This window comes from Streptomyces aurantiacus, assembly GCF_001418335.1.
GTDB classification, from domain to species: Bacteria; Actinomycetota; Actinomycetes; order Streptomycetales; family Streptomycetaceae; genus Streptomyces; species Streptomyces aurantiacus.
Genome location: NZ_LIPP01000157.1, coordinates 1 through 18,615, shown reverse-complemented (window position 1 = coordinate 18,615; position 18,615 = coordinate 1). Strand labels below are relative to the sequence as shown.

Sequence of the window (18,615 nt, the reverse complement as noted above, 5' to 3'; positions counted from 1 at the left end):
GGGACTTTCGACACGGAGTTCGGTCCGGCGCCGTGAACGACGAGCCACTCGGGGATTCCGCTCGGAGTACCCGCTCATCCCTCACGTCTTCTTAGGGGAACCGTACGTGTATTCCTCAGAATTCTGCGCCGTCCTGGCCCGCCATCCTGCCCTCAAGGACTTCACTTCCCGAGTCACCGACTTCCTTGACAAACACTTGCCCGAGCCCCTCACGGAGGAGGCGGCCCGGCCGCCCTGGCTCGGCTTGCGAAAAAGCGCCGCCCAGGCCGGGCTGACAGGCTTCGACCTCGCGTGTGCCACGGTCGGGCCGGGGGACGGCCGGGGCCCCGCCGGGGCCAGGGACGCCGATGTGGTCGTCCCCCCGGGCCTGGAGCGCGTGGCCCAGGGGATGGCGATGTTCCTGGCCGGCCGGCGGGACTGCGACGCGCGGGAGATCTTCAGCTCGGGACACGGAGCCATGGCCCTGCGGTACGGCGCACCCGCCGTCGCACAGGCAGTCCTCGACGGCGTCGTGAACCGTGGCGAGCTGGCGGGTGTGGCGTCCAGCGAACCGCACTCGGGGTCGGACCTGCGCGGCCTGCGGACCGTAGCGGTCGACCATGGTGACCACTTGCTGCTCTCGGGCACGAAGGGCCTGGTCAGTCGGGTCGAAGAGGCCGTCGGATTCGTCGTCTTCTGCAAGGTGCTCCGGCCGGAGCAGGCCGCCGGGATGGACAGCGACGGCGCTGCGCTGCGCGAGGTGCCGCTGTCGGCGCTCTGGCTGCCGATGGACAGCGTCGGCGTCCTCGCCGAGAGCGCCGCCCCGCTCGGACTGCGCGGGTGGAGTCTGGGGCGCCTGCACTTCGACGCCGTACGCGTCGGCAAGGACCGCCTGCTCGGGGCACCGGGCGACGGCCGCCGGATCTTCGACGCGCACTTCTCCGGCTGGCGCCTGATGATGGCGATGGTCTGCCTGGGTGCGGCCACCGCCTCGATCGAGGAGACGATGGCCCGTACCCGCCGCCGCAGTGTCGGCCGGATGTCACTGGCGGACATTCCGTCCGTCGCGTGTCGGCTCGGCACCGCGGCGGCCGAAGTCCAAGCAGCCACCGCCTGGTGCTTCTCTCTCCTGGAGCGGATCGAGAAGGACGGTGAGGACATCGACGTGGCGGCCTGCTCCGCCGCCAAAGCCCTTGCCACGGACACGTCCTACCGCGCCGTCGACATCGCGCTCCAACTGCACGGCAGCGACGGATACACCCGTCACACGCCCATGGAGAAGCGCCTTCGGGACATTCGGGGGCTCCGTATCGCCGACGGCCCCAACGACACCCTTTACAGCGTTCTGGCGCACTCACTGCTCGCCGCCACCCGACCGAGCCCGTCCCTGGTGGCGCAGCGACAAGCCTGACCGGCCCTCGCAGTGGCGCGGGCAAGATCACTCTCGGCGATCTTGCCCGAAAACCTTGGACCGTCAGCGTTTGACGCCGGGCGACCCCGAAGGGCCGTTCAAGCGAGTTTGTTCCTGAGCATCGAAAGATAGAACGGGAGTTTCTGCACTGCCTTCTCCGGCACCACATACACCTCCACATTTCCGTGGAGGTGATTGTTGATAGTGAGTGTGCACTCTCCATTTGCATGACGTACCTCGGCGGAATAGAGAACCTTTTCCCTTGCGGCCTCGGTCGTGGTGCGCGCCTCGCCGTTTGCGGACTTTTCCATGTGAACTCCTGACTCAATGTCAAATGGGGAATTGAGAATACGGTCTGCCTCAGGGTGCAGAATAAGCCATATGGAGGCGGGAAAGATCAACTGAGCTGGGCGTATACCCGAAAGAGTGAAACCGTGAGATCGCCCTGGTGGGGCAGTCACTTGGGGCGCTAAGGTCGGATTCTGAGGACACTCGGGAAATCCGACCCTGCTGCGAGAAAGGCTGTACTTACTATGCTTATTCCCGTCTTCTTGGTCGGGGTAGCTGCGGCGCCCCTCATGAAGAAGATCGTTCGCGGGACTGTCAAGTCCTCCGTAAAGCTGGCGTTGGATGCCAAGCGAGTTGCCCATGAGATCAATGAAGACCTGAGTGACATTGCCGCCGAGGCGACCGCTGAGGTATTCGCTTCCGATCTCCAGGACGGCTCGGAGGTACCGCGGCAGACCACCAAGAAGACTCGTACGAGCACCGCGACCGCGTGAGAACGGGTTGCCACTCGACATGATGCGATGAGTTGGGAGCCGAGGATCTCTCTCTGCTCCCGACACGAAGTGAGGCCGGTCGATGCCGATGGGGCACGGCCGGGCGGTCATCGTCATCCCAACGACAGCAGGACGACCGCGGCACCCGCGCTGAGCAGGCCGACCACCTGTCTTCCGGTGACCTTCTCGTGCAAGGCCGCCAGGCCGAGGATGGTGGGGATGGCCGGATACAGGGATGCCAGGACGACGGCGATCGCGAGCATCTGCTGCTGAGCGGCCAGAAGATAGAGCGTCAGGCCCAGTGCTGCCCCCGCTCCGATCAGGGCCGCCTGCCCCAGAAGCCGTGGCGGTTGCCGGAAGTGGGAGGCGTACTGCCAGGTGTGCGGCAGCAGGAGGAGGACGGCGGCGAGGCGGCCCGCGGCAACGGGCCACAGACCGCCGGCCGGATCGGCCTGGGCGAGACAGACGTACTGCAGCGCCACTCCCAGGCTCGCGGTCAGGCCGTCCATCGACGCCTGTCTGTCGGCCGCGGGCCTCCTCCCGCGGCGTGCACGGACACCGCCACCGGAGACGAGCCACAGCGCCGGTGCTGTCACGCCGATGCCCAGCCATGCCAACGGGGTGGGCCGGTCGCCCAGGAAGCACACCCCGCACAGCACGGACAGCGCGATCCCGGTGACAGCACTCACGGGGACCACGATGCTCATCGCCCCGCGGCTCAACCCCCGGTTGAGGAAATGCATGGCCACGGCGCTTCCACAGCCCGACAGCGCCCCCCACAGCACATCCGCCGACCGGACGGCGTCGGCCGGCACGAGAACCGCTGCCACGACGGCGAACAGCAGTCCCCCGACCTGGCCGAGGAAGGTGACCACGGCGAAGTGGATGCGGCGGGACAGCAGCCCGCCGAGAAAATCCACCAGCCCGTAGCAAGCCGCGGACGCCAGTGCGAGAAGAGGGCCCATCCGCTCCCCGTGCCCCGCTCCCGCGGCTCCCATGTCGTCCTCCCGCCGATACCCCCCATGCGAGTCGGGCGGTTTCACGACCTTCGGCGCGGACAGTCGACGGTGGGACGGAGTGAGGAGGCCGGCCGTGGCGGAGCAGCCGGAAACCGCAGCGCGGCGCGGGAGCGCCCGGCGATGCCGTTCGCACCGACGTCGTATCACCGGGCGACCTCGTCCGGATTGAGAGCGTCCGCGAAGGGCACTCGCTCGCCTGGATGTACGGCCCCTGGCCCGTCGCGGAGAGGTGGAGCAGCCATGAGCGTCATCGAAGGCGCCGTCGACGTCGACGTCCCGGTCCATATGGCCTACAACCAGTGGACCCAGTTCGAGTGCTTTCCCCGGTTCATGCACGGCGTGCGCCGGGTGGACCGGTCGCGCTCCTCCATGACGCACTGGGTCACCGCGTTCGGCGGCGTGACCCGCGAGTTCGACGCGGAGATCACCGAACAACACCCCGACGACCGCGTGGTGTGGCGCACCGTGGGGACTCCCCGGCTGGCCGGCGCGGTGAACTTCAGGACGCTGGGGGAGACCCGTTGCCGGGTTGCCATCCGCATCGACTTCACTCCGCGCGGCGCCGCCGAGCGGGCCGCGGACGCCCTGGGCCTCGTCCGCAGGCAGGCGCGGGAGGACCTCCGGCGCTTCAAGGAGTACATCGAGGGCCAGGGCCGGGAGACCGGCCAGTGGCGGGGAACGATCAGTGGCGGCCATGTGAGACCGGACATGGACCGCCTGCCGCCGCGGGTGCCGAACTGGCCGACCGGCTGAGAAACAGCCGGGGCGCCGTATCGGAGATAACCGGAACAACTGGATATCTCGTATAGAAATTACGCATTGAGTATCAGGCGCAGCCGGTAGTCGCCGACCTCCGACGCTCGGCGGGGAGGGGAGGTGAGTGGAACAGAGCGGAAGGGCGAGGCGGTGCGAGAGTCATCGAACGACGATCCGGGCGGCGAGCAGGCGAAGATCACCGCGCCGAAGACATGGGCGGCCGGGGTCCCGGCGGTGGCCCACGCGGTGCGGTACTCCCTCGCCGAGACATCGGCTCGCCGTACGGCGCTGAACCTGCTCGACATCAACCAGACCGAGGGCTTCGACTGCCCCGGCTGCGCCTGGCCCGACCCCGTGCCGGGTAAGCGCCACACGAACGAGTACTGCGAGAACGGTGCCAAACACGCCAACGACGACGCCACCACGCGACGCGTCACTCCCGAGTTCTTCCGGCGGTACTCGGTCTCCGAACTGGCCCGCAGTTCGGACCGGTGGCTGAACCAGCAGGGGCGGCTCACCCAGCCCATGGTGAAGCGGTCGGGCGCGGACCACTACGAGCCGATCAGCTGGCACGACGCCCTCGGCCTGATCGCCGACGAACTGCGGGCCCTGGACTCGCCCGACGAGGCGATCTTCTACACCTCGGGCCGGGCCGGCAACGAACCCGCCTTCGTCCTCCAGCTCTTCGCCCGGGCCCTGGGCACCAACAACCTGCCGGACTGCTCCAACATGTGCCACGAGTCCAGCGGCGCGGCGCTGCACGAGACGCTGGGCATCGGCAAGGGTGACGTGAGCCTGCTGGACATCCACCACGCCGATCTGGTGCTGACCGTGGGCCAGAACCCGGGCAGCAACCACCCCCGCATGCTCTCCGCGCTGGAGGAGACCAAGCGCGGGGGCGGCCGGATCGTCGCCGTCAACCCGCTTCCCGAAGCGGGCCTCATGCGCTTCAAGAACCCGCAGAAACCGCGCGGGGTGATCGGCCGGGGCACCAACATCGCCGACCAGTTCCTCCAGATCCGGCTCGGTGGCGACCTCGCACTCTTCCAGGCGCTGAACCTGCTCCTGCTGGAGGCTGAGGACGCCGCACCGGGGACGGTGCTGAACCGGGAGTTCATCGACCACCACACCAGCGGGTTCGAGGAATTCGCCGACCACATCCGCACCACGGTCTCCTGGCCGGACGTCCTCGCGGCCACCGGCCTGACCCGTCGCCAGATCGAGGAACTGCGGGACCGGGTCCTGGCCAGCGAACGGATCATCGTCTGCTGGGCGATGGGCCTCACCCAGCAGAAGCACGGGGTGCCCACCATCCGTGAACTGGTGAACTTCCAGCTCCTGCGGGGGAACATCGGCAGGCCCGGCGCGGGCGTCTGTCCCGTACGGGGGCACAGCAACGTCCAGGGCGACCGGACCATGGGCATCTGGGAGCAGATGCCGCAGGACTTCCTTGACGCGCTCGAACGGGAGTTCTCCTTCACTCCGCCCGCCCACCACGGCCTGGACACGGTGGACTCCATCCGGGCCATGCGCGACGGCCGGGCCAAGGTCTTCCTCGGCCTCGCGGGCAACTTCGTACGGGCCGCCCCGGACAGTGACCTGACCGAGCGGGCGATGCGCCGGTGCCGGCTCACCGCGCACATCTCCACCAAGCTGAACCGCTCCCACACGGCCTGCGGCGACATCGCGCTGATCCTGCCGACCCTCGGCCGCAGCGAACGGGACTGTCAGAACGGCGAGGAGCAGTTCATCACCGTCGAGGACTCGATGAGCCAGGTGCACGCCTCGTCCGGGCACCTGGAGCCGGCGTCGAGCCATCTGCTCAGTGAGGTCGCGATCCTCAGCAGGCTGGCCCGCCGGACACTGGCCGACAAGGTGCCCGTCCCCTGGGAGGACTTCGAGGCGGACTACGGCACCGTCCGGGACCGTATCGCGCGGGTCGTCCCCGGCTTCGAGAACTTCAACACCAAGGTGCGCAAGCCGGGCGGGTTCGGCCTGCCGAACCCGGTCAACGAAGGCGTGTTCCCCACTCCCGGCGGCAAGGCGCTGTTCACCCGCAACGCGTTCGAGGCACTGCGCGCCCCGCGGGGGCATCTCCTGTTGCAGACACTGCGCTCCCACGACCAGTGGAACACCGTGCCCTACACCACCGACGACCGGTACCGGGGCATCCACGGCTCACGTCGGATCGTGCTCGTCCACCCCGCCGACCTGAGCGCTCTCGGGCTGGCGGACGGCGCCCGGGTGGACGTGGTCAGCGTGTGGCAGGACGGCACCGAGCGCCGTGCCGAGGACTTCCGGCTCGTCTCCTACCCCACGACCGCCGGCTGCGCCGCCGCCTACTACCCGGAGGCCAACGTCCTCGTACCGCTGGACAGCGTGGCCGACACCAGCAACACGCCGACCTCCAAAGGCATCGTCGTCCGCCTGGAGCCACGCTCCGGGGCGGGCGGGTCAGCGCGGCGGGAACATCATGGTGCTGGCGCTGTCGACGAAGGGCGCGGCCATGCCGAAGAGCGCTGACGCGCTCTGAGAGAAGGGGGCCAGCGGGTCGATCGACGCCGACTGGGCGGGCGGGCCGCTCCGGGGCGGGCCGCCCTTCCCGTCGGCCACGGCGGACGGGCCGCTCTGGAGGGCCCCGAGGACCATGAGCAGGACGGTGGCACGAAGGCAGGTACGAAGTCGCATGTGGGCTTCAACGAGGGGTTCGCCACCGGGTCACAGGTGTGCCGGAAGTGTGATCTAAGGAGTAGCCGACGGGCGTGGAGTCAACCGCGGACGCCGCGCCATCCCTTCGGTTGACACCCCCGGCGCGCGGGCCTGCCGTGTCGCGTCACCGCACGCCGTCCCACATGATCGTGGCCGCTCCCTGTCTTTTTGCCGGAAGGTTGACGCTGCCATGGGAACCCGCCTGTCCGAAGTGGAATTGCCTCCTGTTTTCTGCCCGCTGGAGTCCGCCGTTCATCCGCACGTCCGGCAGATCGAGAAAAGGGCCGTGGAATGGATCGGCGCCAGCGGTATGTGTGCGTCGGAACGCGAAAAGGCGTGGGTCGTGGCCACACACAGTGCCGACTTCTACGCCCGGTTCACCCCGGCGGCCGAGGACGACGACCGGCTGTTGGCGGCGACCCTGTGGGTGTACTGGGGCTTCGGGTTCGACGACGTGCGCTGTGACAGCGGGCCGCTGAGCGGCCGTCCCGCACAGTTCAACGCCCTGGCAGGACAGGTGCAGCGGGCCTGCGAGACCGGCCTGGCGGAGCCCGCGGACCGGTACGCGCGGGCCTTGCAGGACGTCATGCGGCGGTTCCGCTCGTTCGCGCCGCCCACCCAGGTGACCCGGTTCGTCCACGCGCACCGGGCGTGGCTGTCCGGGGTCGCCTGGCAGATCGGCAACCAGGCCGCCGGACGTATGCCGGCGTTGGACGAGTTCCTGGCGCTGCGGCTGCTGTCGGCGGGCGGTCATCCGACGTTCGCCCTGCTGGAGCTGGCCACCGGGGCGGAAGTACCCGACCGGGAGATGAACCGTCCGGCGGTGCTGGCGCTGACCGAGATGGCCATCATGGTGGCCTCGCTCGACAACGACCGGTACTCCCTGCACAAGGAACTGATCCGGGGTCACACCGACCAGAACATCTACACCGTGCTGATGGCCGGGCGTTCGCTCTCCCTGCAGCAGGCCGTCGACGAGGCCAACAAGCTGCGCGACCGTATCCTGCGGCGCTTCCTTGAGCTGCACGACGTCGTACGCCCGACGGCCGGCGCCGACCTGTCGGTGTATCTGCAGGGACTGCGCCACGGGATCCGCGGCAACAACGAGTGGGGCCAGCGGGTTCCCCGCTACCTCAGCCTCGGCCACTGGCCCGACGAGTGGGAGGACCTGTCGCCGGCCTGGGCCGAGGAGCCGTCCGACCTGCGGCCAGGACCGGTGGAGGGTGCCCCCTCGATCGCATGGTGGTGGGACGCCGACCTCGGCTGAGTCTCACCGCGCGGCCAGGTCCAGGGTCCACCAGGGGCCGCCGGGGCCGTCCGCCACGCCGATGCCCGCGTCGGTGTAACGGCAGGTCAGGATGATGTCCCGGTGTGGCGGGCTGTCCATCCACGCCTCGACGGCGGCGCCCGCGGTGTCCGTACCGGCCACGACGACCTCACCCGAGCGAGTGGGGCGGTAGCCGGCGGCGCGCATCCGGTCCTGCGGGCTGCTGCCGTCGGTTCCGGTGTGGCCGAGGCGCTCATGACGGGCCATGTCGGCGCTGTGCGTCTGGGCCGCCCGGGTGAGAGCGGCCCGCAGCCGTACCCGGTGGCAGCCCGCCTCGGTCCGGTGCCCGTTGAGCTCGGCGGCCACGGCGGCTGCCGGGTCGGCTGCCGGGTCGGCCCGGCGGTCGGCCGAGGCCGGCCACTGCCCCGGATGCGGCGGATGCGGCGCGTCCGGCACCGGCCATGGAGGCACCGGGTAGGACGGTGGCGCGGCGACGGGTGGTTCGGCCCCGGCCCCGGTCCCGGCCGCCGGTGCCTGGGGCAGCAGCGCGGCGAGGATTGCGCATACGGCCAAGAGCGTTGTCCGGCAGGGAGAGTTCATGCTTTTCCCACTTTCTCTTTTTCTGCCCCTTTGGGGGAACGCGGCATTTTCTGTTCTGGCCCGCCCGGCAAAGGTGGATAGGGTTAAAAACCCCTTTCCACCTCGTGGATTCCTATCGCCCAGGAGGATTTACATGTCATTTCAGCTTCGCCGTCTCGTCGCTCTCGCTCTCGCCGCTCTCGCCCTGACCGCGGGTGCCACGGCCACCGCCACCGCCGCCTCCGCGTCGGCACCGCCCGCGCAGGCCGTGAACCAGCCCGCCGCGGACGACTTCGACGGCTACCCGGGCGAGGGTCTCGGTCACGGCCACGGCCACGGCCACGGCCACGGTCAAGAGCGGCCCCTGCACTTCGGCCCGTTCGAGATTCCCCGGGACGGCACGGTCTCCGGCGGCTTCTCCTGGGGCATGAGGGGCTAGCCGATCGAAGACTCCCTGCGACGGCTTCCTCCCGCATGCGCGGGAGGAGGCCGTCCGTGTTGCGGGCTGCGGGGTGTCGCGTGTGTGTGTCGCGGTCAACGTTTGAGTGTGGCGGCGCTGACGACGAGCACGAGGATCACGCACGCCAGAGTCAGCAGGGCGTCGCGGACGAACACGCCGGTGACACCGGAATGGCCGGCGGCCTCACTCGCGGCCTGCACCGCGTACGTCATCGGCATGACCTTGGCCACGCCCGACAGGGCTCCCTGCATCTCGTCCCGGGGCACGAAGAGTCCGCACACCAGGAACTGCGGCAGGACCGCCGCCGGCAGGAACTGCACCGCCTGGAACTCGTTGCGGGCGAAGGCGCTCACCAGCAGTCCCAGGGCCAGGCCCAGCAGGGCGCCGAGCATGGCGATCACCATCAGCAGATACGCGGGGCCCTTGATGTCCAGCCCCAGCGGGCCGACCGACAGCAGGGTGGAGAGCACCGCCTGCAGCAGTGCGAGGAACGCGAAAGCGATGCTGTAGCCGAGCACGATGTCGAGCCGCCGCACCGGCATGGTCAGCAGCCGTTCGGCGGTGCCCGTGGTGCGTTCCCGCAGCGTGGACATGGACGCCACCAGGTACATCACGATGACCGGGAAGATGCCGAAGACCTGGGGCCCGACACGTTGGAAGGTCGCGTCCGAGCTGTGGAACATCAGCTTGAGCAGCACCATCAGCATGCAGGGGATGCCCAGCAGCAGCGCGGTGCTGCCCTTGTCGCGGGAGACCTGGTGCAGCACCCGTACGGCGGTCGCCCCGGTGATCGTGGGGGAGAACGGCAGCCGGTCGGCCAGCGGGAGGCGGCTCACGAGCGGGCGTCCGCGGCGACGGAGACCCGCTCGGCCTCGGGGGCGCCGCCCTGGTCGAGCAGTCCGGAGAGACCGGAAAGGCCGGGCAGCTCGGACAACAGGTCCTGGGTCGCGACCTGTTGGCGGGCCTGTGCCTCCGCCGCGGTCGCCGCCTCCACCAGGTGCATGAACGCCTCCTCCACGTCGGAGCATCCGGTGTGCTCCAGCAGAGCGGTCCGGGCCGCGCCGGCCAGCAGTCGGCCGGCGCGCATCAGCAGCAGCCGGTCGCAGCGGTCGGCCTCGTCCATCACGTGGCTGGAGATCAGCAGCGTGGTGCCTTCCTCGGCCAGCCGCTGGAACACCTGCCACAGCTCCCGGCGCACGATCGGGTCGAGGCCGACGGTCGGCTCGTCCATCACCAGCAGTTCGGGCTCGTTGAGCAGCGCCACGGCCAGGGAGACACGCGAGTACTGACCGCCCGAGAGGCGGGCGACGAGCTTGTCGGCGTATCCGGCGAGGTCGACCTCCTTGACGACGCGGACCACCGCGTCCTCCCGGCGCCAGCCCTTCATGCCCAGCGCGGAGGCGAAATAGCGCAGGTTCTCCAGCACGGTCAGGTCCGCGTACACGGACGGGGCCTGGGTGACGTACCCGACGCGGGTCTTCAGCTGCGGGGCGCCGGCCGCGTGCCCCAGGACCTGGACGTGGCCCGCGGTGGCCGGCTGCACGCCGACCACCGCACGCAGCAGCGTCGTCTTCCCGCAGCCGCTCGGGCCGAGCAGGCCGACCACACAGCCGCGGGGGAGGGAGAAGGTGACGTTCGTCAGCACCGTATGGGTGCCGCGGGCCACCTGTAGTCCATAGGCGGACACGGCCGGAAGATCACCCGGAAGCGCCGGGCCGGACTCGGGCTGCTGCACAAATTCACTGTGTTTCATTACGAATGGACCCGTTCAGGACGGTCAGGAAAAGGCCGGACAGATGTCACAAAACGGCCCACTGTACGGACAACGGCCCACCGGGCCCGAAGTCACGCCCGAAGTGGTCGGTCCGCGAAGCCAGGTCCGTACCGCCCCCTCGTCACACTCGTGGCTGTGGCTGTGGCCGTGGCCGGTCTCAGGAATCCCGGCGGATCATCGCCCAGGCGATCTCCTGCAGCTGGCGGTAGGCGTCCGCCGACGGCCGGGCGTACGACAACGCGCGCAGCGCCGCGGACATCTGACGGCGTGCCTCGTCCTGGGCGGCCTGGCGTCCGCCGGCCGTCTCCACCAGCTGACGGGCCAGGGCCACGTCCTGCTCGTCCATCGGACGCGGCGATGCGTACAGGTCCCGCAGCCGCTCGGCCGCCGGGCCGCCGCCGGCGAGCGCCGCCACCACGGGCAGGGACTTCTTGCGCGCGGCGAGATCGGCCCCGACCGGTTTGCCGCTGCGCGTCGTACGGCCCCAGATGCCCAGCACGTCATCGGCGCACTGGAAGGCGACGCCGAGCCGGCGGCCGAACTCCCGCAGCCCGCCGACCCGTTCGTCGTCGGCCCCCGCGAGCAGCCCGCCCAGCGCGCAGGCGCAGCCCATCAGCGACCCCGTCTTGCCCTCGGCCATGGCCAGGTACTGCGCCGCCGACACCTCGGGCGCCTTTTCGAAGGCGACATCGAGGCTCTGCCCCTCGACCAGTTCCATGAGGGCGCCGACCAGCTCCCGCACCGCCGTGGCCGCCCGTGGCCGGGGGGCGTCGGCGACCACCCGTACCGCCGAGACCAGCAGCGCGTCCCCGGTCAGGACGGCCGCCGGTGTGCCGAACACCGACCAGGCGGCCGGCCGGTGCCGGCGCAGCGCGTCACCGTCGATGACGTCGTCGTGCAACAGGGTGAAGTCGTGTACGAGTTCCACGGCCACGGCGCCGGGCAGCGCGTCGTCGGCGCTGCCGTCCACGGCCGCGGCGGACAGCAGCGTCAGCGCAGGCCGGACCGCCTTGCCGCGCCGGGAGGCCGACGCCACGGGGGTGCCGTCGGCCTCGTACCAGCCGTGGTGATAGCCCGCCACCCGGCTCTCGACGGCCGGCAGGGCCGCCAGGGCCGTCCGGAGAGCCGGGACGAACAGGTCGTCGACCCAGCCCAGACGGGGAAACGCGGTGCCCGGGGCCGAGTCGGTGATCTGTGACATGCACTGCTCCTCAAGACTGCGGACAACAAACTGCGGACAAAAGGGATACCCGCATCAGTCAACCGGTGCCCGACCGGCACCGGGAAGCGCAGCACACCGCCAGGCGAAAGGATCACCGGCGCGGCCCAGATCTCATACGGTGCACTGACCCGACCGTCGGACCATCACCGACGACCCGGGCGCCGGCCACCTGGCCGTCGGTGGGCTCACCGCGACCCACCGCCTTCCGCCGGTCGCCGGCTTCGCGGTACCGCGGGACCGAGCGGCAGCCGGGTGGCCAGCTCGGTGGCGGTGCGCGCGAAGGGCGCGGTCATGATGCCGGCCACGCTGGTGCGGCCGGCGATGTAGGCGTCGAGACGGTGCCATGCCGGGGGCAGGCGGGTCACGGCCGTGTGGACGAGGCCGGGGTTGCGGGCGAACAGGTTCATCAGCGAGCTGCTGGCGCGCATCTCGACGCCGAGGACGTCGTCGACCTGCCGTCCGTAGCGGTCGGCGGCGGTGTCCGCCGCCGTCTCGTCGGCGGCGGTGACGATGCGGGCGGCGGCGTGACCCGCGAGGTCTCCCGAACGCAGGGCGTAGGAGATGCCCTCGCGTGACCAGTGGTCGACGAGGGCCGCGGCGTCACCGGCGACCAGTACGCGCCCGCGGGACAGGGGGGAGTCGGGGCGGCGGCACCGGGTGAGGTGACCGGTGTCGTGGAGGGGACGCGGGCCGTCGAGTCCCTGGCGGGTCAGGAAGTCCTCCTTGTAGGCGCGCAGGGCCACGGGGTTGCCGCGGGCGGCCACCACGCCCGCGGTGCAGACGTCACCCTTGGGGAACACCCAGCCGAAGGAGCCAGGCAGCGGCCCCCACTCCATCAGGACCCGGCCCCGCCAGCGGTCGGCGGTCCTCTCGTCGACCGGGACCTCGACCTCCAGGGCGAGGTCGACCTGCGCGCACTGCACGCCTACGTACCGGGCGACTCTGCTGGCACTGCCGTCGGCGCCGACGACGACCCGGGCGCGGAGGGTGTCGCCGCGGTTGGTCGTCACGGCCACGCTGTCGCCCTGTTGCTCCAGGGCGGTCAGCGCGGTGCTGTCCCGGACCTTCGCGCCCGCCGCGGCGGCGGCGTCGGTCAGCGCCGCGTCGAGTTCGCTGCGGTAGACCAGGGCGCAGGTCGGGGAGGCGCACGTGAGCGTGCGTTCCTTGCGGCCGTTGAGGGCGAAGGTGAACCGGCCTGCGGTGTCGTGGACGGTGAGGGGCAGACCGGGAGGGAGCGCGGCGAGGGATGCTCCGACGAGGCCACCGCCGCAGGTCTTGTAGCGGGGGATGGCGGCGCGTTCCAGCAGCAGTGTCGCGCAGCCGTTCTCGGCGGCGACGCGGGCCGCGGTGGCTCCGGCCGGGCCGGCACCGACGACGATCACGTCCCAGGTGGGGGAGGAGCCGGAGGAGGGAGGGGCGGAAGAAGGGGACATGCGGTGGTCACCTGGCCAGCGGTTGGGCGGAAGGGGTGAGGGGGCGCACGAGGTGGCGGTGTGGGCTCACGGGGTGGCGGCGGCTTCCGTCTCGGTGCGGGTGTCGTCCTGGCCCTGCTCGGGGTGGAGCCGGGCCAGCAGGTAGCGGGTGAGGGCGGACGCCGTCGGGTGGGTCCACATCACCGTCGTGGGGATTTCCAGGGCCAGTTCGCGCTGGAGCCGGTTGCGCAGGGCGATCGCCATGAGCGAGTCGAGGCCGAGCGTGACCAGGGACGTGTTGGCGTCGAACCGGTCGGTCCCCAGCCGCAGGACCGCGGCGATGTGGTCGACGACCCGCGGTTGCAGGATCTGCCGGCGCTGCTGCGGGTCGTCCGTCTCCCGCAAAGAATCCAGCAGGGCACTGCGGCCGCCGGCGGAGTCCGCACCCGCCGCCGGGGCGGCCAGTTCGGCGAAGAAGGCGGTGTGGCCGGTGGCGGGATAGGACTCCAGCCAGCGGGCCAGGTCGACGGGTGTGTAGGCGGTACGGCCGCGGTCGTGGGCGAGGAGACGTTCCAGGGCGGCGATGCCCTCCGCGGGCGCGATCATGGCATAGCCGCGTTCCCGCATTCCGGTGCCGCGGCCGACCTCCGCCCAGGGTCCCCAGTTGACGCAGGTGGCCGGCAGGCCCTGGGCCCGGCGCCAGGAGGTGAACTCGTCCAGCCAGGCGTTGGCCGCCGCGTAGGCGCCCTGACCGGGGTTGCCCAGCAGGGACGCGGCGGAGGAGAAGGTGACCCACCAGTCCAGGTCCTGGCCGGCCACGGCGTGGTGGAGCAGCCAGGCTCCCGTCGCCTTGGGGCGCCAGACCTTCTCCAGGAGCGCGGTGGACAGGTTGGCGACGGTGGCGTCCTCCACGACGGCCGCGGCGTGCACGACACCGCGCAGCGGGTGGCCGGTGTCCACGGCGGCCCGTACGAGGGTGTTGGCGACGCCCGGCTCGGCGAGGTCCCCGCACACGACCTCGACGCGGGTACCGAACTCCTCGGTGACGGCGTCGAGCGCGGTACGGGTGGCCGCGGTGGGGGCGCCGCGGGAGGTGAGCAGCACGGCGGCGGCGCCCCGTTCGGCCAGCCGGCGGGCGACCAGGAGTCCCAGTCCGCCGAGCCCGCCCGTGACCAGGTAGCTGCCGTCCGGCCGGACGACGGGGACGTCCTCGGGGCGCACGGGCAGGGTGTCGGTGCCGGTCGCGGGCCAGGTGAGGACGAGTTTGCCCGTGTGGCGGGCGGAGGCCATGGTGTGGAACGCCGACGACGCCTCGGCGACGGGGTGTGCGGTGACGGGCAGCGGGGGCAGGGTGCCGTCCGCGAGCAGGCCGGCCAGTTCGCGGTAGCCCTCGGCGAGCAGGGCCGGGTCCTTCTGCATCATCATCAGCACGTCGACGCCGGTGAAGGTGACGTTGTGGCGGAAGGGCAGCAGCCCCAGGCGGTTGTTGGCGTAGATGTCCCGCTTGCCGAGTTCGACGAACCGGCCCCGGTGTGCCAGCAGACCGAGACCGGCCGACTGCGCGGGGCCGGTGAGGGAGTTGAGTACGACGTCGACGCCGCGTCCCCCGGTGAGGTCGCGCACCTGGTCGGCGAAGTCCAGGGTGCGGGAGTCCATGACGTGCGCGACGCCCAGGCCGCGCAGGTACGCCCGCTTGGCCTCGCTGCCCGCGGTGGCCCAGACCTCGGCGCCGCAGGCTCGCGCGAGGTACAGCGCGGCGAGGCCGGTGCCGCCGCTCGCCGAGTGGATGAGCACCTGCTCTCCCTGCCGCAGCCTGGCCAGGTGCCGCAAGGAGTACCAGGCGGTCAGGTAGGCGCAGGGAAGGGCGGCGGCGTCCCGGGTGCTCATCCCGTCCGGTACCGGCAGGAGGCAGTCGGCGCGGACGGTCGCGAAGGAGGACATGACGGCGGACTGCTCACCGTCCACGAACATGGCGGCCACGCGGTCGCCCTCCCGCACGTCCCGGACACCGTCCCCGACGGCCGTGACGACGCCCGCACCGTCGAACGCGCAGACGTCCCCGTGCTCCTCACCGGTGCTGAAGCCCTGGTAGACGCCCATGGCCTGGAGCACGTTGATGAAGTTGACGCTGGTGGCGTCGAGGCGGATCTCGACCTCGTCCGGTGCGGGCCGGCGGCGGGGCTGGGCGACGAACTCGAAGGAGTCCAGGTCGCCGGGGCGGGTCAGACGCAGGGCCACCCGGTCGTGCTCGCGGTCGACCGTGGTGCGGTGGCGCTCCCGTTCGTCCAGCGGGATGTTGCGCAGGCGCGCCAGGTGGCGGGTTCCGTGCCGGTAGGCGATCTCGTCCTGCTCGTCGGGGCAGGACAGCAGTTCCGCGGCCACGTCCGTGACCGGCATCCGCTGATCGACGTCCAGGACGCCGGGGCGCAGTTCGGGGTGCTCGTAGCTCAGGACCCGTACGAGCCCGCGCAGTCCGGCCTGTGCCAGGTCCGGCCGGTCCTCGGGTGCGACCTGCTGTGCGGTGTCGGTGACGGTCCACAGGCGCGGTGCGGCCCCGCCGTCGGCGGCGGTCCGCGCGAGGACGCGGGCCGTTTCCGCCAGGCGGGCGACCCGCTCCCGTGCCCGGTGGTCGGGGGATGTCTTGTCGGACGGCGTGCCGGTCGCGGGCAGGTACACCACGGCCCGGGGTGTCGGTGTCTGTGCCGGTACGCCGGGCTCCGGCGGTGTCAGGGATGCCAGGGATGTCAGGGGTGTCAGGGGTGCGGTGTCGTCGTCCTCCGCGGGCCGGTCCGGGGCGAACGTCCGGACGTGCACGGTGGCGCCCCGCTTCTCCAGGGCCGCGCCCAGTTCGGCCGCGTACGGTTCGCGCCCGGCTTCCGTCAGGAGGGTCCAGGTGCCGGGCGTGGTGTCCGACGCCGGTCGTTCGGCGGGCTCCCAGGACGCCTGGAGCAGTCGGTGGGCGAAGCGCTCCTCGGCGCTCTCCGCGGGTACGTGGCGGAACTCCACCCCGGTCGCGTCGGCGGCCACGGAGCCGTCGTCGGCCCACAGGCGGAAGTCCGCCGTGAACCGGTCGCCGTCCACCCGCACGAGGGTCACCAGGCAGTACCCGCTGAGCGGGACAGTCCCGTACAGGCGCAGTGTCTCGATGCCCGCGGGCAGGATGCCTCCGGCGGGCACGGCGCCGGAGCGCAGTACGGCGCCCGCGACGGTCTGGAGGCAGGTGTCGAGCGTGACGGGATGGCAGTGCAGCGCCTGGGCGCCGGACCGGCCCCCGTCGGGTACGCGGACGCGGGCCAGCAGGCGGGCGCCCGGTCGGTCGGCCGGCGACCCGTCCTCGTACAGCGCCTGGAGGCCCATGAACGGTCGGCCGTGGTGCACACCGCGTTCCTCGCGCATCTGCCGGTAGACGTCCGCGGCGTCCACCGCGTGCGGGAACTCCGCGAGCAGGTCCCGCGGGTCGCGGCCCGGTGGGACGGGGTCGCCCTCGGACGTGCGGTGCAGGTACGCCTGGGCGTGCTGGACGGAGCTGCCGTCGGACGCCGTGCTGACCACTCGCCAGCGGGCGGTGTCCGGGCCCGCCGCCTCGGCGGTGGCGGTGACGGACGTGCCGTCGGACGCCGGCAGCAGCAGCCGTTGCAGGTCGATGCCGGTGACGCGCAGGTGCTCGGGACCGGCGGCGTACAGGTCGGTGGCGGCGGCGACGGCCATCTCGCACAGCGCGGCGCCCGGTACCACGGCCACGTCGTTGACGCGGTGCGCGTCCAGCCAGGGCAGGGTCGTGGGGCTGACCCGGGTCTGCCACAGGTGGCGGCCCTCGCCGTCGGGGTCCGCGGTGTGCGGTCCGGTGAGCGGGTGCGCGGCGGGGGAGGAGTGGGCCCCGGCCGACTGTCGCAGCGGGGAGGGATCGACGACGTACCGGGTGCGCTCCCAGGTCGTCGGCGGTACGTCGGCCAGGGCGCCGTCGCCGTAGCGGTCGGCCCAGTCGAGCGGGTGCCCCGCGCAGTGCAGCGCCGCCACGTTGGTGTGGAACGCCAGCGCGTCGTCGGTGTCGCGCAGCAGGGAGGGCACGACCGCGGTGCCGGTGTGGCCGTGCGCGGTGAGCGTGGCCTGCACCGGGTGGACCAGTACGGGGTGGGGGCCGATCTCCACGAACAGCCGGTGTCCGTCGTCGGCCGCGGCCCGCACCGCGTCGGCGAAGCGCACCGTCCGGCGGAGGTTGTCCGACCAGTAGGCGGCGTCGAGGACGGCGTGCTCGCGCGGGTCGTCGGTGACGGTGCTGTAGAAGGCCGTCCTCGGTGTCCTGCCGACGACGCCGGCGAGCGCGTCGGTGAGGTCGGGCAGGATGGGGTCCATGTGGGCGGTGTGCGAGGCGACGTCCACCTCGACCACGCGGATGCCGATGCCGCGGGCGTCCCACTCCTCGGCGAGGCGGCGGATGCGGTCGGCGTCCCCGCCGACGACCGTGTTCTCCGGCGACGCGACGACCGCGACGGTCACCCCTGTCACCCCTGTCGCCCCTCGCATGTCGTGCACTCCTTGCACGTCTTGTTCGGCCAGCAGCCGTTCGACCTCGGCGCGGCCCAGGGCGACCGACGCCATCAGACCCTGCCCGGCGGTCCGCAGGATCAGGCGCGAGCGGCGGCAGATGACCCGTACCCCGTCCTCGACACTCAGCGCTCCCGCGGCGACCGCGGCGGCGACCTCTCCCATGGAGTGGCCGATCACGGCCGCCGGTTCGACGCCGTGGGAGCGCCACATCGCCGCGAGACCCAACTGGATGGCGAAGATCACCGGCTGTACCCGGTCGAACCCGGTCACCACCTCCGGGCGGCACAGGGTCTGACGCAGCGAGAAGCCGGACTCCTCGGCCACGAGCGGTTCGAGTTCGTCGATGACCCGGGTGAACTCCCGGTCGTGGTCCAGCAGTTGGCGGCACATGCCCGCCCACTGCGAGCCGTGCCCGGAGAAGACCCACACCACGCCCTGTCCGGCGTCCGGGACCGTTCTGCCGGTCGCCACCCCGGCGAAGGGCGCGGTTCCGGCCGCCAGTTCCTTGAGCCGCGCCACCAGCTCCGGCCGGTCGGCGGCGACCACGGCGGCTCGTTCCCGGGCGGGCGAGCGGCGCGCGGCCAGTGTGTGCGCCACGTCTCGCAGCGGGATCTGCGAGCCCTCTCCCCGCAGCCACCGGGCCAGGCGGCCGGCCGCGGACCGCAGGGCCACGGGCGTACCGGCGGACAGCGGGAAC

Annotated in this window: 14 protein-coding genes; 6 read left to right on the top strand and 8 right to left on the bottom strand. The window is 71.5% G+C overall.

The window, feature by feature from the left end; translation table 11 throughout:
- Window positions 1-106 precede the first annotated feature (106 nt).
- Complete coding sequence (locus tag AOK01_RS21465) at window positions 107-1,390, top strand: acyl-CoA dehydrogenase family protein (RefSeq protein ID WP_245702345.1); 1,284 nt, start codon at window positions 107-109, stop codon at window positions 1,388-1,390.
- A 98-nt stretch (window positions 1,391-1,488) separates the two neighbouring features.
- Here the strand turns inward: AOK01_RS21465 and AOK01_RS43625 are convergent, their stop codons facing one another.
- The gene (locus AOK01_RS43625) at window positions 1,489-1,701 is read right to left on the bottom strand and encodes a hypothetical protein (protein WP_157871393.1); all 213 of its coding nucleotides are present in this window, start codon (window positions 1,699-1,701) and stop codon (window positions 1,489-1,491) included.
- A 267-nt stretch (window positions 1,702-1,968) separates the two neighbouring features.
- On the opposite strand from AOK01_RS43625, the gene AOK01_RS21460 reads away from it, so the two are divergent.
- Window positions 1,969-2,172 (top strand): DUF5132 domain-containing protein, encoded by a 204-nt coding sequence (locus AOK01_RS21460; RefSeq protein WP_245702344.1) that lies wholly within the window; start codon window positions 1,969-1,971, stop codon window positions 2,170-2,172.
- A gap of 113 nt (window positions 2,173-2,285) precedes the next feature.
- Here AOK01_RS21460 and AOK01_RS21455 read toward each other — a convergent pair whose 3' ends face one another.
- The gene (locus AOK01_RS21455) at window positions 2,286-3,170 is read right to left on the bottom strand and encodes a GRP family sugar transporter (protein WP_245702343.1); all 885 of its coding nucleotides are present in this window, start codon (window positions 3,168-3,170) and stop codon (window positions 2,286-2,288) included.
- Between the two features lie 261 nt (window positions 3,171-3,431).
- Between AOK01_RS21455 and AOK01_RS21450 the strand changes: the two genes are divergently transcribed.
- The 3 genes from AOK01_RS21450 to AOK01_RS21435 all read left to right on the top strand — a co-directional run bounded on the left by AOK01_RS21450 (window position 3,432) and on the right by AOK01_RS21435 (window position 7,923).
- Window positions 3,432-3,944 (top strand): SRPBCC family protein, encoded by a 513-nt coding sequence (locus AOK01_RS21450; protein ID WP_055514130.1) that lies wholly within the window; start codon window positions 3,432-3,434, stop codon window positions 3,942-3,944.
- Between the two features lie 153 nt (window positions 3,945-4,097).
- Window positions 4,098-6,470, top strand: a complete 2,373-nt coding sequence (locus AOK01_RS21445; RefSeq protein WP_079103625.1) for an FdhF/YdeP family oxidoreductase — start codon at window positions 4,098-4,100, stop codon at window positions 6,468-6,470.
- Window positions 6,471-6,999: 529 nt separating this feature from the next.
- Entirely contained in the window at window positions 7,000-7,923 is a 924-nt protein-coding gene (locus AOK01_RS21435; RefSeq protein WP_198427918.1) for a terpene synthase family protein, read from the top strand.
- Between the two features lie 3 nt (window positions 7,924-7,926).
- Here the strand turns inward: AOK01_RS21435 and AOK01_RS21430 are convergent, their stop codons facing one another.
- Window positions 7,927-8,496 (bottom strand): CAP domain-containing protein, encoded by a 570-nt coding sequence (locus AOK01_RS21430; protein ID WP_157871391.1) that lies wholly within the window; start codon window positions 8,494-8,496, stop codon window positions 7,927-7,929.
- 160 nt (window positions 8,497-8,656) lie between these two features.
- Here AOK01_RS21430 and AOK01_RS21425 point away from each other — a divergent pair, with 160 nt between their 5' ends.
- Window positions 8,657-8,941 carry a hypothetical protein gene (locus AOK01_RS21425; protein ID WP_055514124.1) on the top strand — a complete coding sequence of 95 codons (285 nt, stop codon included), beginning with the start codon at window positions 8,657-8,659 and terminating at the stop codon, window positions 8,939-8,941.
- Between the two features lie 95 nt (window positions 8,942-9,036).
- Here the strand turns inward: AOK01_RS21425 and AOK01_RS21420 are convergent, their stop codons facing one another.
- From AOK01_RS21420 to AOK01_RS21400, 5 genes are all read right to left on the bottom strand, one after another.
- A complete protein-coding gene (locus AOK01_RS21420; protein ID WP_245702342.1) occupies window positions 9,037-9,798 on the bottom strand; it encodes an ABC transporter permease in 762 nt (253 codons plus the stop codon).
- Window positions 9,795-10,649: an ATP-binding cassette domain-containing protein gene (locus AOK01_RS21415; protein ID WP_055514148.1), complete on the bottom strand. Its 855-nt coding sequence runs from the start codon at window positions 10,647-10,649 to the stop codon at window positions 9,795-9,797. Before AOK01_RS21415 ends, AOK01_RS21420 begins: the two co-directional genes overlap by 4 nt.
- Window positions 10,650-10,893: 244 nt before the next feature.
- A complete protein-coding gene (locus AOK01_RS21410; RefSeq protein ID WP_055514123.1) occupies window positions 10,894-11,937 on the bottom strand; it encodes a polyprenyl synthetase family protein in 1,044 nt (347 codons plus the stop codon).
- A gap of 206 nt (window positions 11,938-12,143) precedes the next feature.
- Entirely contained in the window at window positions 12,144-13,391 is a 1,248-nt protein-coding gene (locus AOK01_RS21405; protein ID WP_055514121.1) for a geranylgeranyl reductase family protein, read from the bottom strand.
- 66 nt (window positions 13,392-13,457) lie between these two features.
- Window positions 13,458-18,608 carry an SDR family NAD(P)-dependent oxidoreductase gene (locus tag AOK01_RS21400; RefSeq protein WP_425424754.1) on the bottom strand — a complete coding sequence of 1,717 codons (5,151 nt, stop codon included), beginning with the start codon at window positions 18,606-18,608 and terminating at the stop codon, window positions 13,458-13,460.
- Window positions 18,609-18,615: the final 7 nt, after the last annotated feature.